This is a genomic window from Actinoplanes sp. NPDC051470 (genome assembly GCF_040682035.1).
GTDB lineage: Bacteria > Actinomycetota > Actinomycetes > Mycobacteriales > Micromonosporaceae > Actinoplanes.
Genome location: NZ_JBFBAA010000022.1, coordinates 1 through 14,672, shown reverse-complemented (window position 1 = coordinate 14,672; position 14,672 = coordinate 1). Strand labels below are relative to the sequence as shown.

Annotated in this window: 16 protein-coding genes; 6 read left to right on the top strand and 10 right to left on the bottom strand. The window is 71.5% G+C overall.

Features of this window, described 5'->3' with window-relative positions; translation table 11 throughout:
* The first annotated feature begins 57 nt into the window (after window positions 1–57).
* Both AB0M54_RS31680 and AB0M54_RS31675 read left to right on the top strand, forming a co-directional pair.
* Complete coding sequence (locus AB0M54_RS31680; RefSeq protein ID WP_364475352.1) at window positions 58–945, top strand: TetR family transcriptional regulator; 888 nt, start codon at window positions 58–60, stop codon at window positions 943–945.
* Between the two features lie 395 nt (window positions 946–1,340).
* The gene (locus AB0M54_RS31675) at window positions 1,341–2,765 is read left to right on the top strand and encodes an FAD-dependent oxidoreductase (RefSeq protein ID WP_364475351.1); all 1,425 of its coding nucleotides are present in this window, start codon (window positions 1,341–1,343) and stop codon (window positions 2,763–2,765) included.
* On the opposite strand, the gene AB0M54_RS31670 is transcribed toward AB0M54_RS31675, so the two are convergent.
* Complete coding sequence (locus AB0M54_RS31670) at window positions 2,740–3,567, bottom strand: trypsin-like peptidase domain-containing protein (protein ID WP_364475350.1); 828 nt, start codon at window positions 3,565–3,567, stop codon at window positions 2,740–2,742. The genes AB0M54_RS31675 and AB0M54_RS31670 overlap by 26 nt on opposite strands.
* A gap of 192 nt (window positions 3,568–3,759) precedes the next feature.
* Between AB0M54_RS31670 and AB0M54_RS31665 the strand changes: the two genes are divergently transcribed.
* Window positions 3,760–4,038 (top strand): peptidoglycan-binding domain-containing protein, encoded by a 279-nt coding sequence (locus AB0M54_RS31665; RefSeq protein WP_364322892.1) that lies wholly within the window; start codon window positions 3,760–3,762, stop codon window positions 4,036–4,038.
* 2 nt (window positions 4,039–4,040) lie between these two features.
* Here AB0M54_RS31665 and AB0M54_RS31660 read toward each other — a convergent pair whose 3' ends face one another.
* From AB0M54_RS31660 to paaN, 9 genes are all read right to left on the bottom strand, one after another.
* Window positions 4,041–4,727, bottom strand: coding sequence for a cutinase family protein (locus tag AB0M54_RS31660; protein WP_364475349.1), 687 nt, complete (start codon window positions 4,725–4,727; stop codon window positions 4,041–4,043).
* Between the two features lie 133 nt (window positions 4,728–4,860).
* Window positions 4,861–5,919 carry a 1,2-phenylacetyl-CoA epoxidase subunit PaaE gene (paaE, locus tag AB0M54_RS31655; protein WP_364475348.1) on the bottom strand — a complete coding sequence of 353 codons (1,059 nt, stop codon included), beginning with the start codon at window positions 5,917–5,919 and terminating at the stop codon, window positions 4,861–4,863.
* A gap of 1 nt (window position 5,920) precedes the next feature.
* Window positions 5,921–6,415, bottom strand: a complete 495-nt coding sequence (gene paaD / locus AB0M54_RS31650; RefSeq protein ID WP_364475347.1) for a 1,2-phenylacetyl-CoA epoxidase subunit PaaD — start codon at window positions 6,413–6,415, stop codon at window positions 5,921–5,923.
* Complete coding sequence (gene paaC, locus AB0M54_RS31645; protein WP_364475346.1) at window positions 6,412–7,359, bottom strand: 1,2-phenylacetyl-CoA epoxidase subunit PaaC; 948 nt, start codon at window positions 7,357–7,359, stop codon at window positions 6,412–6,414. Before paaC ends, paaD begins: the two co-directional genes overlap by 4 nt.
* Window positions 7,359–7,643 (bottom strand): 1,2-phenylacetyl-CoA epoxidase subunit PaaB, encoded by a 285-nt coding sequence (gene paaB, locus AB0M54_RS31640; RefSeq protein WP_364475345.1) that lies wholly within the window; start codon window positions 7,641–7,643, stop codon window positions 7,359–7,361. The genes paaC and paaB overlap by 1 nt, the downstream gene beginning before the upstream one ends.
* Window positions 7,640–8,554 (bottom strand): 1,2-phenylacetyl-CoA epoxidase subunit PaaA, encoded by a 915-nt coding sequence (gene paaA / locus AB0M54_RS31635; RefSeq protein ID WP_364322880.1) that lies wholly within the window; start codon window positions 8,552–8,554, stop codon window positions 7,640–7,642. Before paaA ends, paaB begins: the two co-directional genes overlap by 4 nt.
* Window positions 8,548–9,384, bottom strand: coding sequence for a 3-hydroxyacyl-CoA dehydrogenase family protein (locus AB0M54_RS31630; protein ID WP_364475344.1), 837 nt, complete (start codon window positions 9,382–9,384; stop codon window positions 8,548–8,550). Before AB0M54_RS31630 ends, paaA begins: the two co-directional genes overlap by 7 nt.
* Window positions 9,381–10,553: a thiolase family protein gene (locus tag AB0M54_RS31625; RefSeq protein WP_364475343.1), complete on the bottom strand. Its 1,173-nt coding sequence runs from the start codon at window positions 10,551–10,553 to the stop codon at window positions 9,381–9,383. The genes AB0M54_RS31630 and AB0M54_RS31625 overlap by 4 nt, the downstream gene beginning before the upstream one ends.
* Window positions 10,546–12,216: a phenylacetic acid degradation protein PaaN gene (gene paaN, locus AB0M54_RS31620; protein ID WP_364475341.1), complete on the bottom strand. Its 1,671-nt coding sequence runs from the start codon at window positions 12,214–12,216 to the stop codon at window positions 10,546–10,548. Before paaN ends, AB0M54_RS31625 begins: the two co-directional genes overlap by 8 nt.
* A gap of 97 nt (window positions 12,217–12,313) precedes the next feature.
* Here paaN and paaI point away from each other — a divergent pair, with 97 nt between their 5' ends.
* From paaI to paaK, 3 genes are read left to right on the top strand one after another with little or no spacing between them, the layout of a single operon-like run.
* Window positions 12,314–12,682, top strand: a complete 369-nt coding sequence (gene paaI, locus AB0M54_RS31615; protein WP_364323261.1) for a hydroxyphenylacetyl-CoA thioesterase PaaI — start codon at window positions 12,314–12,316, stop codon at window positions 12,680–12,682.
* The gene (locus AB0M54_RS31610) at window positions 12,679–13,281 is read left to right on the top strand and encodes a TetR/AcrR family transcriptional regulator (RefSeq protein WP_364475339.1); all 603 of its coding nucleotides are present in this window, start codon (window positions 12,679–12,681) and stop codon (window positions 13,279–13,281) included. The genes paaI and AB0M54_RS31610 overlap by 4 nt, the downstream gene beginning before the upstream one ends.
* Window positions 13,282–13,283: 2 nt before the next feature.
* Complete coding sequence (paaK, locus tag AB0M54_RS31605) at window positions 13,284–14,582, top strand: phenylacetate--CoA ligase PaaK (protein ID WP_364475337.1); 1,299 nt, start codon at window positions 13,284–13,286, stop codon at window positions 14,580–14,582.
* Window positions 14,583–14,672 lie beyond the last annotated feature (90 nt).

The window sequence follows — 14,672 nt, the reverse complement described above, 5'->3', positions numbered from 1 at the left end:
CAATTGTGCGTGCCACGCATCTTTGCGTGGCACGCATTTTTTGCTAGCCTGGTTCGCGTGGGATTGCGTGAGGACAAGAAGCAGGCGACGCGGGCCGCGCTCAGCTGGGCCGCGGTGCGGCTGACGGTCGAGCGCGGCTGGGACAACGTCCTGGTCGACGACATCGCGGCCGCCGCCGGGGTGTCGCCGCGGACGTTCAACAACTACTTCTCCAGCAAGGGCGAGGCGATCGCGGCCCGGCATCTCGACCGCTACCTGCTCCTGGCCGACAACCTGCGCCACCGCCCACCCGCCGAGCCCCTGTGGGACGCGCTGCGGGCGGCCGTCGTCGGCATCATGCAGCCGGCGCCGGAACTGCCGGTTGACGGGTCGCCTTCCGGGCCTGGCTCAACTTCCGGGCCTGATTCATCTTCCGGGCTTGGGTCGCCTTCCGGGCCTGAGGCACCTTCCGCCGCCGGGTCGCTTTCCGGGCCTGACTCAACTTCCGCCGCAGGCTCGCTTTCCGGGCCCGACTCATCTTCCGCGGCGGGGTCGCCTTCCGCAGCCGCCTCGCCTTCCGCGCCCGACGGGCTCGGCCGTCGCGGGCCGGATGTCGCACTGGATCGGGAACGCTGGCTGGCCGGTGTGCGGGTGATGGTCGAACATCCGGCCCATCAGGCCGAGTTCTCGCGCGCCGGCATCCGGGCCGAAGCCAAGCTGGCCGAGGTGATCGCCGAACGCACCGGGACCGAACTCGGCCGGGACCTCTATCCGCATCTGACCGCGGCGGCGGTCATGGCCACGATCAACACGTCCACGAACCGCTGGATGGCCGGTCCGCAGGCCACCGACCCGCGGGCCGACGCCGCCACCACGATCACCGACCAGGTGGTGGCGGCCCTGACCCTGTTGTCGGAGGGGCTGCCGCCGCCGGGCCGCCGACCCGAGCAGACGCCTCAGCCATGAACCGGCGCACCAAGCGCCCGCACCGCCCGCCCCGGCGCTGACCGGCGGCGTCCCAAGATCAAAAACGCGGCGGCGCGCGCACCGCCACCTCCCCCACCCCGGCACTGGGTGGGTCAGAACGTAGCCGATGAGTACGACGAAATGGAGCGCTGTCCACAGGCAGCGGCCGATTCGAGCTGCCTGTGGACAGGCGACGACCGCTTGTGGTCAGCCGATGGCGGCTGCCTGTGGACAGCCGGCGGCGGTCGCCTATGGACGGTCGGCGGCCACCGGGGTGACCCACCGGGAGAACCCGGCGGCGGGTATGGCCCGGACCACCTACGGCCCGGGGCCGTGATGACGGAACTCCGCTGTGCACGTACATCGAAATCGACCTTGATCTAGGGGGAAGAAACATGATCGACGTCCTGGTGGCGGGCGCCGGGCCCAACGGCCTGATGACCGCCTGTGAGCTGGCGCTTCACGGCGCGAACGTGCTCGTGTTGGAACGCAACGCGGAGCCGACGACCGAGCAGCGGGCCAACGGGCTGGCCGGGCAGGTGGTGCGGATGCTGGACCGGCGCGGGCTGCTGGAGCGGCTCACCGGTAGTGCCGAGCCGCCCGAACCGTTGCCGCAGTACATGTTCGCGGCGTTTCCGCTGCCGCTGCATCGGCTCGGCGGCGACAATCCGGTCTACACGATTCTGGCGCCGCAGCGGCGGATCGAGGAGATGCTCGCCGCCCGGGCCGGGGAGCTCGGTGTGGAGATCCGGCGCGGCGAAGGGGTCACGGGGTTCGTGCAGCACGGCGATCACGTTGTCGTGACGACCGACCACGGAGACATAGCCGCGCGTTGGCTGGTGGGGGCGGACGGCGGGCGCAGTGTGGTGCGGAAGGCGGCGGGGATCGGGTTTCCGGGGGTGACGCGTGATGACACGGTGTCGCGGGCGGCGCATGTCGGCGTTCCGGAGCGGCTGCTGCATCGCGAGGGTGGGCTGGAGGTGCCGGGGTACGGGGTGCTGCCGCCGTTCCGGCATACCCGGACCGAGCGGGGGCTGATCGTGTACGCGCCGTTCCCGGACGGGCGGCGGCTGGTCAGCGTCACCGATCGGGAGCCGGCGGGGGACGAGCCGATGACCATCGCCGAGATCGTGGCGGCGGCCGAGCGGGTGCTGGGGGTGCCGCTCGAGATCGAGGAGCCGCCGGGTGACGGGCCGCATCTGCTGCGCCGCACGGTGGGCGGCAACACGCGGCTGGCCGAGACCTATCGCCGGGGGCGGGTGCTGCTGGTGGGCGACGCGGCGCATGTGCATGCGGCGATCGGCGGGCCCGGCCTGAACCTGGGGCTTCAGGACGCGGTCGATCTGGGGTGGAAGCTGGCGGCCGAGGTGGGGGGCCGGGCTCCGGAAGGACTGCTCGACACGTACGAAGCGGAGCGCCGCCCGTACGCCGAGCGGGTCGTCATGCACACCATGGCGCAGTCGGTGCTCGTCGGGCCGGGGCCGCAGATCACCGCGCTGCGGCGGCTGTTCGGCGAGCTGCTCGAGGACGAGCCGGCCCTGCGCCGGATCGCCGAGCTGATCGCCGGTGGGCCGCAGGCCTACGACACCACCCTCGCCGACGGCCGGCGCCTCGCGACGCTGACCCGGGACGGCGGCTTCCTGCTCATCGACCGTGGCGGCTTCGGCGGGGACGTGCCCGGGGACCACGTCCGGGTCGTCACGGATGACGGCCCGGGCGAGTCGGTGCTGCTGCGGCCCGACGGTCAGGTGGCGTGGAGCTCGGCCCGGCCGGTCGGCGAGCTGCGGACGGCTCTCAAACGCTGGCTTGCAGCCGCTTGACCACCTCGGTGACGGTGCCCGAGGGGATCGCGAAGCCGACTCCGACGCTGCCGGTGGAGCCGTCGCCGGCGGTCGCGATGGCCACGTTGATGCCGATCACGTGGCCGGAGGTGTCGACCAGCGCGCCGCCGCTGTTGCCCTCGTTGATGGCGGCGTCGGTCTGGATCAGGCCGGTCAGGGCCTCCTCGCCGGTGTCCACCTTGCGGTCCAGGGCCGACACGATCCCGGAGGTCACGGTGCCCTCCAGGCCGAGCGGGGCGCCGAAGGCCAGCACGGTGTCGCCGACCGCGACCGGGTCGCCGGTGGCGAACGTCGCCGGGGTCAGGCCGGACACGTCGGTGGCCCGGACCAGGGCGAGGTCGTGGGTGGCGTCGGCGGCGACGACCTTCGCGGGTACGGTGCGCCCGTCGGCGAGCCGGACGCTGACCGTCGAGCCGGCCGACGAGGCGATCACGTGGTTGTTGGTGAGCACCAGGCCGTCCGCGTTCAGGATCACGCCCGAGCCCAGGGACGACGAGCGGGCGCCGTCGACCAGGACGGTGACGATGCTCGGTGACACCTTGGCGGCCACGGCGGCCAGGTTGGACGTGGTGCCGGAGTTGACGATCGGGGTGGCGGCGCCGCCGGCGGCGGTCGGGGTGGCGGCCGCGGCTTCGGTGGCGGTGTAGCGGTCGGCGATCACGCCGCCGGCCACTCCCCCGCCTCCGATCAGGGCGAGGAGGGCGGCGCCCCCGGCTACCCGGCGCGGCCACAACGAGTCACGACGGTGGGAACGCGGCGGCTGGGTGAGCATCTCGGTCATGAGACCAACAGTCGCTCCGGGCGTTGTCACCACGTTGTGAGCCGTCTGTGAGTCCGCTGAATCCGCTCTCCCGCTGGTCCCCTAGGCCGAAAGTCGCAGTGCTTACGGGTTCCGGCAGACCGCAGACCGAGGCGGTACACAGGTCGGCCTGGCAATCCTTGAGTCATGACTGGTCGAGGAGTTCTGAGAGTCATGGGCAACGCGGTCGGCGGCCTGATCGGCTGGACCGCGGATCCGGCGCCGAGCGCCGACCCCGCCTCGCTGCGCGCGCTGTTCGACGACCTGGGTGTGCCGGTCGCGCCGGGTGCGGCGGCTCTGGAAGCCGAGGTACGCACGTTCCAGGCTCATGTCGGCCTGGCCGCCGACGGCGTGGCCGGCCCGCAGACCGTGCACGCTCTGGCCCGCTACGCCGAGGAGGCCCGTGACCTCCGTATCTGGGGTGGGGCGTTGGCGGCCGCCCCGAACAGCTAGATCTAGCCGACCTTCGAGGCCACGAAGCCGGCGGCCTCGTCGAGCGACCCGTTGTAGTTCAGGTGCGCGGCGAGGCTGTTCCCGCTCTGGCAGAACCGGTCGTTCCGGTTGCAGAACGACTGGGTGCGGTCCGCGAACGCGTCGAGTTCGCCCCGTCCCCGGGCGAAGACGCCGGACCTGTTGCCCTGCGCGACGTTGAACGACTCCCCGGCGGTGAACGTCGGGTCGCCGAACAGCACGACCGCCGCCACCCGGTCACTGACCGCGGCGGGTACGGCCGGCCGGCCGCCCCGCGCCCCGGCCAGCACGTCGCCGGTGACCTGCGCCCCTTGTGAATAGCCCATCAGGACGAACCGGGTGTCGGCGCACCGGGCCGCGGTGGCCTCCAGCTTGGCCGCCATGTCGGCGACGCCCTGCCGCACGCTGTTTTTGTAGTTGCCCAGCGTGGCCGGATAGTCGACCGCGGTCGACCGTACGGTCACGTCCAGGTCCTGGGTGAGGGTGCGGGCCAGCGGCCCGAGCAGCACCCCGAAGCCGGGACGTTCGGTCGACGCCCGCGCGCCGATGATCTCCACGTCCGCGCATGCGTTGCCGGGCGCCTCAGCCGCGAACGTCAACGGCGCCACCGCGAGACCGCCAGCCACCACGACGCCGGCCGCGGCGATCATGATTGCCTTGCGTAGTCGCATTCGGAACTCCTTCCTCGGTTGCACACTTCTTGCACCGAGTACGCAGGATCCCGTGCCGCCAGATGGCCGCTATGGACTTAACCACAGCTCAGGCCCATGATGAACCACTTGCATCGGCCGTGCGTATTCCTCGTCAGGCGTCGTAGTCGACGACAACGACCTCCGTCAATGGGGTGGCCTGACAGGTGAGGACGTAACCGGCTGTGATCTCGTGCGGTTCGAGCGCGAAGTTCCGCCGCATCTTCACGTCGCCCTCGACGACCCGCGCCCGGCACGTCCCGCACACCCCGCCCTTGCACGCGAACGGCAGGTCGGGCCGGGCCCGCTGCGCCCCCTCCAGCACGGTGTCGCCGTCGCCCACGGTCACCGTCGTCGACCGCCCGTCCAGCAGCACGGTCACCTCGCTGCCGACGCCGGCCTCCTCCACCCGGACCACATCGGGCGGCATCTCGTCGACCCAGAACAGCTCCCGGTGGATCCGCTCGGCCGGCACCCCCGCCGCGCCGAGCACCTCGGTGGCGTCCACCACCATCCCGAACGGCCCGCACAGCCACCAGTGATCCACGGCCTCGACATCGATCAGGAGCGGCAGCAGGGTACGCAGCTTCGCCGCGTCCAGTCGCCCACTGAGGAGGTCGACCTCCCGCGCCTCGCGCGACAGCAGGTGAACGAGCTCGAGCCGGGACGGATAGCGGTCCTTCAGGTCGGCCAGTTCCTCGGCGAACATCACGGTGTCGGCCCGCCGGTTCCCGTAGATCACCGACACCTGCGTCTCCGGCGCCTGCTGTCCCAGCAGGGACGAGGCGATGGAGAGCAGCGGGGTGATCCCGGACCCGGCGCCGATCAGCACGTGCCGGCCGGACCGGCCGAGGTCTGGCGTGAAGCTGCCGGTCGGCGGCGCGACGTCGACCAGATCACCCGGGCGCACGCCCTGCACCAGCCACGTCGACACGATGCCACCCGGCACCTCACGCACCCCGATCCGGGGCGCGGCGCCGGCCGGGGCGCAGATCGAGTAGGTGCGGCGCTCGTCGGACGGGTCATCCGGGCGGCGCACGGTCAGCGACTGACCGGCCCGGAAGGCATAGCGCCCGGCCAGCTCCGCCGGAACGTCGAAGGTGACCGCGACGGCGTCGTCACAGAGCCGCTCGACCGCGGCGACCCGCAGCGGGTGGAACTCGCGGACCACCACGTCAGATCTCCTTCACGTGCTCGAACGGCTCCCGGCACACCGGGCAGCGCCGCAGCTCACGGCAGGCGGTGGCGCTGAACGCGGCGATCTGCTCCGACTCCGGGTGCCCGCATTGCGGGCAGGCGATCGCCGGCCGTGGCGTACCCAACATCAGCGGAACCGGCCCGGCCGGCCGGCGCGGCGCCTGGCCGGGCGGCGAGATCCCGGCGGCGGCGAGCTTGGCCCGGCCTTCCGCGGAGATCCAGTCGGTGGTCCACGCGGGCGCCAGCACCGTGCGGACCTCGACCTCGCGGTAGCCCGCCCCCGCCAGCGCCCGCCGCAGATCGGCCCGGATCTCGTCCATCGCCGGGCATCCCGAATAGGTCGGCGTGATCGTGACAACCACGCCGTCACCGTCCTCGCGCACCTCCCGGATCACCCCGAGATCGGCGAGCGTCAACATCGGCATCTCCGGATCGGTGACCGTGGCGGCCACCTCGGCGGCGTTCCGGCTCACCACACACCGCCCGGCACCGACCGCGCGAGGCTCTGCATCTCGTCGAGCACCTCGGCCAGCGCGGGCGTGTGCACACCGTCCCGCCCGGTCGGCGCGCTCGAAGCCGGCGCTTCAAGATCAAGTTCGGTTTCGCGCGCACCGCCACCGCCCCCACCCCTCTGGGTGGGCGAGAATGTAGCGCTCGGGTCTGACGGTTCGGCCACGTTGTCCACAGGCACGGGCGCCGTCAGGGTGGCTGTGGACAACACGTGAGCCATCACGGCGTCGAACTCCGGGCGCCAGTCCTTCGGGGCCAGCGGGGACGGTTCGTGGTCGAGCTCGGCGAGCAGCGGCCACAACGCGTCCACGGCCGACTGCATGCGTTCGCGGGACAGGTCGGTGCCGTCGCCGAGGCGGATGACCCACTGGGCGGCGTACTCGCGGTGGTAGGTCAGCTCCTTGACCGCCTTGGCGGCCACCGCGGCCAGGACCGGGTCGTCGGCGTCACGCAGGCGGTCGAGCACGGCCAGCCGCCACGTCGAGAAGGCCAGCAGCCGGGCGACCAGGTGGGCGAAATCGGGATCGGCCCGCTCGGCCAGCTGCACGTTCCGGAACTCGGCCGGCCCGCGACCGTAGGCCAGCGCGTCCTCATTGCCATCGCCCAGGGCCTCGCCGGCCCGGGTCAGGAGCAGGCGGGCCTGGCCGAGCAGGTCCAGCGCGATGTTGGCGATCGCCACCTCGTCCTCGAGCTCGGGCGCGCGGGTCACCCACTCCTGGAGCCGGTGCGACATGATCAGCGCGTCGTCGCCGAGCATCAGGCAGTACGAGGCCAGCGCGGGACGGTCGGCGGCCGGGGAGAAGGCAGTGGGCACGCCGGCCAGGGGGTCGGCGAAACCCGTGCCGTACGCCCAGCGGGCGTCGTCGTCGTGGTCGGTGAGCGCACCGTACGCGTCGTCGAAGGACATCAGATATGCGGGACGGAGTCGGGGATGGCGTAGTAGGTCGGGTGCCGGTACGCCTTGTCGCCGCTGGGCGCGAAGTACGGCTCCTTGTCGTCGGGGCCCGAGGCGGCCACGTCGTCGGAACGCACCACCCAGATGCTCACGCCCTCGTTGCGCCGCGTGTAGAGGTCGCGCGCGTGGTGCAGCGCCATCGTGTGGTCGGCCGCCCGCAGCGAGCCGACGTGCACATGATTCAACCCTCGCTTCGCGCGTACGAACACCTCGTACAGGGGCCACTCGTGGTTCATGACGCCTTCTTCCGTGCGTGTGCCGCGGCCGCCTCGCGAACCCAGGCGCCGTCCTCGTGGGCCGCGCGCCGCCGGGCAACGCGGGTGGCGTTCATCGGGCCGTCGCCGGAGATGACGCGCTTCAGCTCGTCCCAGTCGGGCGTACCGAAGTCGTGGTGGCCGCGTTCCTCGTTCCACTTCAGAGCGGGGTCGGGCAACGTGACCCCCAGAGCAAGAGCCTGGGGCACGGACATGTCGACGAAGCGCTGGCGCAGCTCGTCGTTGGTGTGGCGCTTGATCTTCCAGGCCATCGACTGCGCGGTGTTGGGCGAGTCGCCGTCGGGCGGGCCGAACATCATCAGCGACGGCCACCACCAGCGGTTCGTGGCGTCCTGCACCATCTCGCGCTGCCGGTCGGTGCCGCGCGTCATCATGGTCATCAGCAGCTCGTACCCCTGCCTCTGATGGAAGCTCTCCTCCTTGCAGATGCGGATCATGGCGCGGCCGTACGGCCCGAACGAGCTGCGGCACAACGGCACCTGGTTGCAGATGGCGGCGCCGTCGACCAGCCAGCCGATCACGCCGACGTCGGCGAAGCTCAGCGTCGGGTAGTTGAAGATCGACGAGTACTTCTGCCGGCCCTCGATCAGCCGGGTCGTCAGGTCGCCGCGGTCGGCGCCCAGCGTCTCGGCGGCGGAGTAGAGGTAGAGCCCGTGCCCGGCCTCGTCCTGCACCTTGGCCAGCAGGATCGCCTTGCGCCGCAGCGTGGGCGCCCGGGTGATCCAGTCGCCCTCGGGCTGCATGCCGATGATCTCGGAGTGCGCGTGCTGGGCGATCTGCCGGATCATCGTCTTCCGGTAGGCGTCGGGCATCTCGTCCCGCGGCTCGATCCGCTGGTCACGAGCGATCGTGTCCTCGAAAGCGCTCACCACGTGAAGAACCCCTGTCCGGTCTTGCGGCCCAGTTCGCCGCGCGCCACTTTGTCCCGCAGCAGCTGCGGCGGGGCGAAACGATCGCCGAGCTCGGCGTGCAGATGTGATGCGATGGCGAGCCGCACGTCCAGCCCGACCAGGTCGGTGGTGCGCAGCGGGCCCATCGGGTGCCCGTACCCCAGCTCGAGGGCCTTGTCGATGTCGGCCGGTGAAGCGACGCCCTCCGACACCATGCGGATCGCCTCCAGGCCGAGGAGCACACCGAGGCGGCTGGTGGCGAAGCCGGGCGTGTCGCGTACGCAGATCGCGGTCTTGCCGAGCGCGCCCACCCACGACGTCGCCGCCTCCACCACCGCCGGAGCCGTCGCCGGGCCGACCACGAGCTCGACCAGGTCGCTGACCGGCACCGGGTTGAAGAAGTGCATGCCGATCACGCGCGACGGGTCGCCCACCGCCGAGGCCAGCCGGCCGATCGACAGCGAGCTGGTGTTGGTGGCCAGCACCGCCGCCTCGCCCACGGCCGCCAGCACCTGCCGCTTCAGATCGAGATCCTCGGGTACGGCCTCCACGACGAGTTCGCACGGTGCGAGCTCGCCCACCGAGTCGACGACGGACACCCGGGACAGCACCTCACCGGGGGTGGTGGGGAGCGTCTCCTTGGCCGCCGCCCGGTGCAGGCCCATCGCCACCCGGTCGCGGGCCGCCGCGGCCGCCGCCGGATCGCGCTCGACGATGGTCACGACCGAGCCGCCGGCCGCGAAGACCTGGGCGATCCCGGCGCCCATCCGGCCGCCACCGATCACCCCGACCGTCCCGGGCAGGTCCGTCATACCCGCTCCACCAGCATGGCCAGCCCCTGGCCGACGCCGACGCACAGGGTGGCCAGGCCGCGCCGGGCGTCCTCGCGTTCCATCCGGCCGAGCAGGGTGACCGTGATGCGGGCGCCGGAGCAGCCCAGCGGGTGGCCGAGCGCGATCGCCCCGCCGTCCGCGTTGACCCGCTCGTCGTCCAGCTTGAGCCGCCGGATCACGGCCAGCGACTGGGCCGCGAACGCCTCGTTCAGCTCGATCGCGTCGAGGTCGCCGGTGGTCCAGCCGGCCCGGGCCAGGGTCTTCTCGGTGGCCGGGACCGGGCCGATGCCCATGATGTGCGGCGGAACGCCGGCCGCGGCGGCGGTCACCACGCGCGCCCGGGGCGTCAGCCCGTACCGCTCGACCGCGGCCTCGCTGGCCACGATCAGCGCGGCCGCGCCGTCGGACAGCGGCGATGACGAGGCGGCCGTGACGATGCCCTCCTTGCGGAACACCGGCTTGAGCGTGCCCAGCTTCGCCAAGGTCGAGCCCCGCCGCGGGATCTCGTCGGTGCTCACCTCGCCGACCGCGACGATCTCCGACTCGAACTTTCCGGCGTCGATCGCGGCGATGGCCCGGTTGTGGCTGCGCAGCGCGAACGCGTCGCTGTCGGCCCGGGTGATGCCGTCGAGCGCGGCCACCTCCTCAGCCGTCTCGCCCATGCTGATCGTGGTCTTGTCCCGCTGCTTGAACACCGGGTTGGTGAACCGCCAGCCCAGCGCCGAGTCGACCACCTCGCCCGGCCGCGCCCACGGGGTGCCGGGCTTGGCCATCACCCACGGCGCGCGGGTCATCGACTCGACGCCGCCGGCCACCACGATGTCGGCGTCACCCACCCGCACCGCGTTGGCCGCGGCCTGGATCGCGGTCAGGCCGCTCGCGCAGAGCCGGTTGACCGTGAAGCCGGGCGTCGTGTCGGGCAGCCCGGCCAGCAGCGCGGCCATCCGGGCGACGTTGCGGTTGTCCTCGCCCGCCTGGTTCGCGGCCCCGAGGATCACCTCGTCGATCACATCCTCGGGTACGCCCGCCCGCCGCACCGCCTCGCCGACCACCAGCGCCGCGAGGTCGTCGGGGCGGACGCCGGCGAGCGACCCGCCGTACTTGCCCTGCGGTGTGCGTACCCCACCAACAAGAAATGCTTCAGGCATCATGCCGCCTTGACTGGAGGACGAAGAACCGGCCACTGACGAACCAATCGTCCGTCAAGGCGGCGGTGGCCGCCGGGTTGGCGCCGGTGCCGTGCAGATCGCTGAAGGCGGCGGTCTGGTTGACGAACACGCCACCCAGCAGGTTCTCCGACAGATGCACGCCGGCGTCGAGCGCGGCATCGCGGGCGGCCTCGATCACCTCGGGCGACGTCGAGTAGACCGAGGCGGTCAGGGCGCCGTGGTGGCGCACGGTCTCGACGAACAGCTCGAGGGCGGCCGCGGTCGACTCGGTGGTGATCACGAAGGACACCGGGCCGAACCACTCCCGGGTGTAGACCTTGTCGTCGGCCGCGTCCAGCTTGACCACGACCGGCGTGCGGATCGTCGCCTCCGGCCACTGCGGGTCGGCCACCTCGCCGGTCGTCCGCACCACGCCGGCCGCGCCACTGGCCTCGGTCAGCCGGGACAGCACGCCGTCGTTGACGATCGCGCCGAGCGTGCCGGCCGCCCGCGCCGGGTCGCCGAGCAGCTTGTCGATCGCCGTGCTCAGGTCGGCCGCGAACTCGTCCGGCGACTTCACACCCGCGTCGGTGCGCACGCCGGCCGCCGGGACCAGGATGTTCTGCGGCGTCGTGCACATCTGGCCGCTGTAGAGCGACAGCGAGAACGACAGGTTGCGCAGCAGCGCCTTGTAGTCGTCGGTGGAGTCGACGACGACCGTGTTCAGCCCGGCCTTCTCGGTGTAGACGACGGCCTGGCGAGCGTTCGCCTCGAGCCAGTTGCCGAAGTCGCTGGAGCCGGTGAAGTCGACGATCCGCACGTCGGGGTGGGTGGCCAGGGTGGCCGCGATGCCGTCGCCGGGCGCCTCGGCGGCCAGCGACACCAGGTCGGGGCTCTGACCCGCCTCGGCCAGCACCTCACGGGCGATCAGCACGGTCAGCGCCAGCGGCAGGACCGCGCCCGGGTGGGGCTTGACGATGACCGGGTTCCCGGTGACCAGAGAGGCGAAGAGGCCGGGGTACGAGTTCCAGGTGGGGAACGTGTTGCAGCCGATCACCAGGGCCACGCCCCGGCCGGACACGGTGGCGGTCTTGGTCATGCGCAGCGGCTCGCCGCCACGCTGGGGCTTGCTCCAGCTCGCCTCGGCCGGCCCGCGCGTGGTCGCGTCGAGCGCGGCCGCCACCGCCTCGAGGCCGCGGTCCTGAGCATGCGGGCCGCCGGCCTGGAACGCCATCACGAACGCCTGGCCGGTGGTGTGTTGCACGGCCTGGGCGAACTCGAACGACCGGGCGTTGATCCGCCGGAGGATCTCGGCCGCCACGCCGGCCCGGCCCTGAGGCCCGACGGCACGCCAGGCCGGTGTGGCGGCCCGGGCCGCGGCGATCAGCGCCGCGGCGTCCGCCTTCGGATAGCGGATGCCCAGGTCGAAGCCCCACGGCGAGCGCTCGGTGGCGACCCGCTCGGCCGCCGGCCCGCCGAGCGGGAAGTCGGCGTTGAGCCGGGCCTTGAACGCCTTCTCCCCCGCCGGGGCGGCCTCCTCGCCGTACACCGACTTGCTGGGCGATTCCGGGTAGGCGGACCAGTAGTCACGGGTCCGCGTCGCCGCGACCGCCCGGTCGAGCAATTCGCGATGGGTCTCGTACCACTCGGCGGGGGTTGTCATCTGCGCTCCTGTGCGGTTGGCTGTCTCATTATCTACCGTCCGTTCGTTCGGTTATCAACCCCTGGGAGCGTTGGTGGCACAGACTGCGGCCCATCTCATGTTCTCCCGCGACCGGGCTTCGCAGGGGCTGGGCATGGAACTGCTCTCTTCAGAAAATGGGCAGGCCTCGGTTCGTATGACCGTCGGGGAGAACATGGTCAACGGCCACGGGCTGGCCCACGGCGGGTACGTGTTCCTGCTGGCCGACACGGCCTTCGCCTGCGCCTGCAACAGCCATGGGCCGGTGACCGTGGCGGCCGGGGCCGACATCAGCTTCCTGCGGCCGGCGCGGGTCGGCGACGTCCTGGTCGCCGTCGCAACGGAACGCGCCGTCAGCGGGCGGAGCGGCCTCTACGACGTCACGGTGACCCGTGGGGACGATGTGATCGCCGAGTTCCGGGGCCGCAGCCGGGTGATCGCGTCATGACCGATTCGCCGGCCCGCCGCCGCGGACGCCCCGGTCACGACCAAGGCGCGGTGCTGACCGCGGCGATGCGGCTGTTCAACGAGCGTGGGTACGAAGCCACCAGCATGGGCGACCTGGCCGAGGCGCTCGGCATCACCAAGTCGAGCATCTACCACCACGTGACCGGCAAGCAGGACCTGCTCAGGATGGCCGTCGATCACGCGCTGGACGGGCTGCAGGAGGCGGCATCCTTCGTTCTCGACATGGAGGCGCCCGCGGTCGAGCGGCTCGAGACGTTGATCCGCCGCAGTGTGCTGGTGCTGGCCGACCGGCTCGAGTTCGTGACGCTGCTGCTGCGCGTACGCGGGAACAACGGGGTCGAGAAGGAAGCGCTGAACCGCCGCCGGGTGCTGGACGCGCTGGCCACCGACCTGGTCAAGCAGGCACAGGCCGACGGTGACCTGCGGGCCGACGTCGATCCCGCGACGGCCGCGAAGCTGCTGTTCGGCATGGTCAACTCGCTGACCGAGTGGTACCGGCCGAAGCGTGGCGGGGCCACGGCGCTTGCCGACACCGTGGTCACGATGGCGTTCGAAGGACTGCGCGTCAGGAGGGACTAGCCGTGGAAGATCGCACTCCCCGCAAGGAAGATCTGGAACCGATCGAACGCGCGTCGGTCGACGAACTGCGCGCGCTCCAGCTCACGCGGCTGCGATGGTCGCTCCAGCACGCGTACGAGAACGTGCCGGCCTACCGCGCTCTCTTCGCCTCGGCCGGCGTACACCCCTCTGATCTGCGCTCTCTATCGGATCTGGCGCGTTTTCCGTTCACGCACAAGGCGACGCTGCGGGAGAACTACCCGTTCGACATGTTCGCGGTGCCGCGCACGTCCATCGCCCGGATCCACGCCTCGTCGGGCACCACCGGCCGGCCCACGGTCGTCGGGTACACCCTTGCCGACGTACGCACCTGGGCTCGCCTGATGGCCCGGTCGATCCGGGCGTCCGGCGGGCGGCCCGGCGATCGGGTGCACATCGCGTACGGATATGGGCTCTTCACCGGGGGTCTGGGCGCGCACTACGGGGCGGAGGAGCTCGGCTGCACGGTGATCCCGGTGTCCGGCGGCATGACACCGCGGCAGGTGATGCTGATCCAGGACTTCCAGCCCGACATCATCATGGTCACGCCGTCGTACATGCTGGCGATCGTCGACGAGATGCGCCGGCAGGGCGTCGACCCGCGGACCACGTCGCTGCGGGTGGGCATCTTCGGGGCCGAGCCGTGGACGCAGGACCTGCGGCAGGAGATCGAGGAGACCCTCGACATGCACGCGGTCGACGTCTACGGGCTGTCCGAGGTGATGGGCCCCGGCGTGGCCAACGAGTGCGTCGAGACCAAGGACGGCCCGCACATCTGGGAGGACCACTTCTACCCCGAGATCGTCGACCCGGTCACGGGCCAGGTGCTGCCCGACGGCTCGTACGGCGAACTGGTCTTCACGTCGCTGACCAAGGAGGCCATGCCGGTCGTCCGCTACCGCACCCGCGACCTGACCCGGCTGCTCCCCGGCACCGCACGCCCCATGCGCCGCATGGAGAAGATCACCGGCCGCACCGACGACATGATCATCCTCCGGGGCGTGAACCTCTTCCCCACCCAGATCGAGGAACTGATCCTGCGGACGCCGGCCCTGGCGCCCCACTTCCAGTGCGTCCTGACCCGAGCCGGGCGCCTGGACGCGCTCACGGTCAAGGTCGAACGCCGCCCGTCCGTGTCGGCCACGGATGCCGCTTCGGCCGGTCACGACCTGGCCACCTCGATCAAGAACACCATCGGCGTCAGCGTCACGATCGAGGTCATCGAGCCCGACGGCGTGGAGCGCTCGATGGGCAAGATGAAGCGCATCGTCGACCAGCGCTAGGCCCGTATTCCGCAGGTCGGCGATCGTCAGCACCATTCCAGCGGATTGACGTCGAGCAGGTCGAGGATTTCGAGTTGCAGGGGTGTGGGT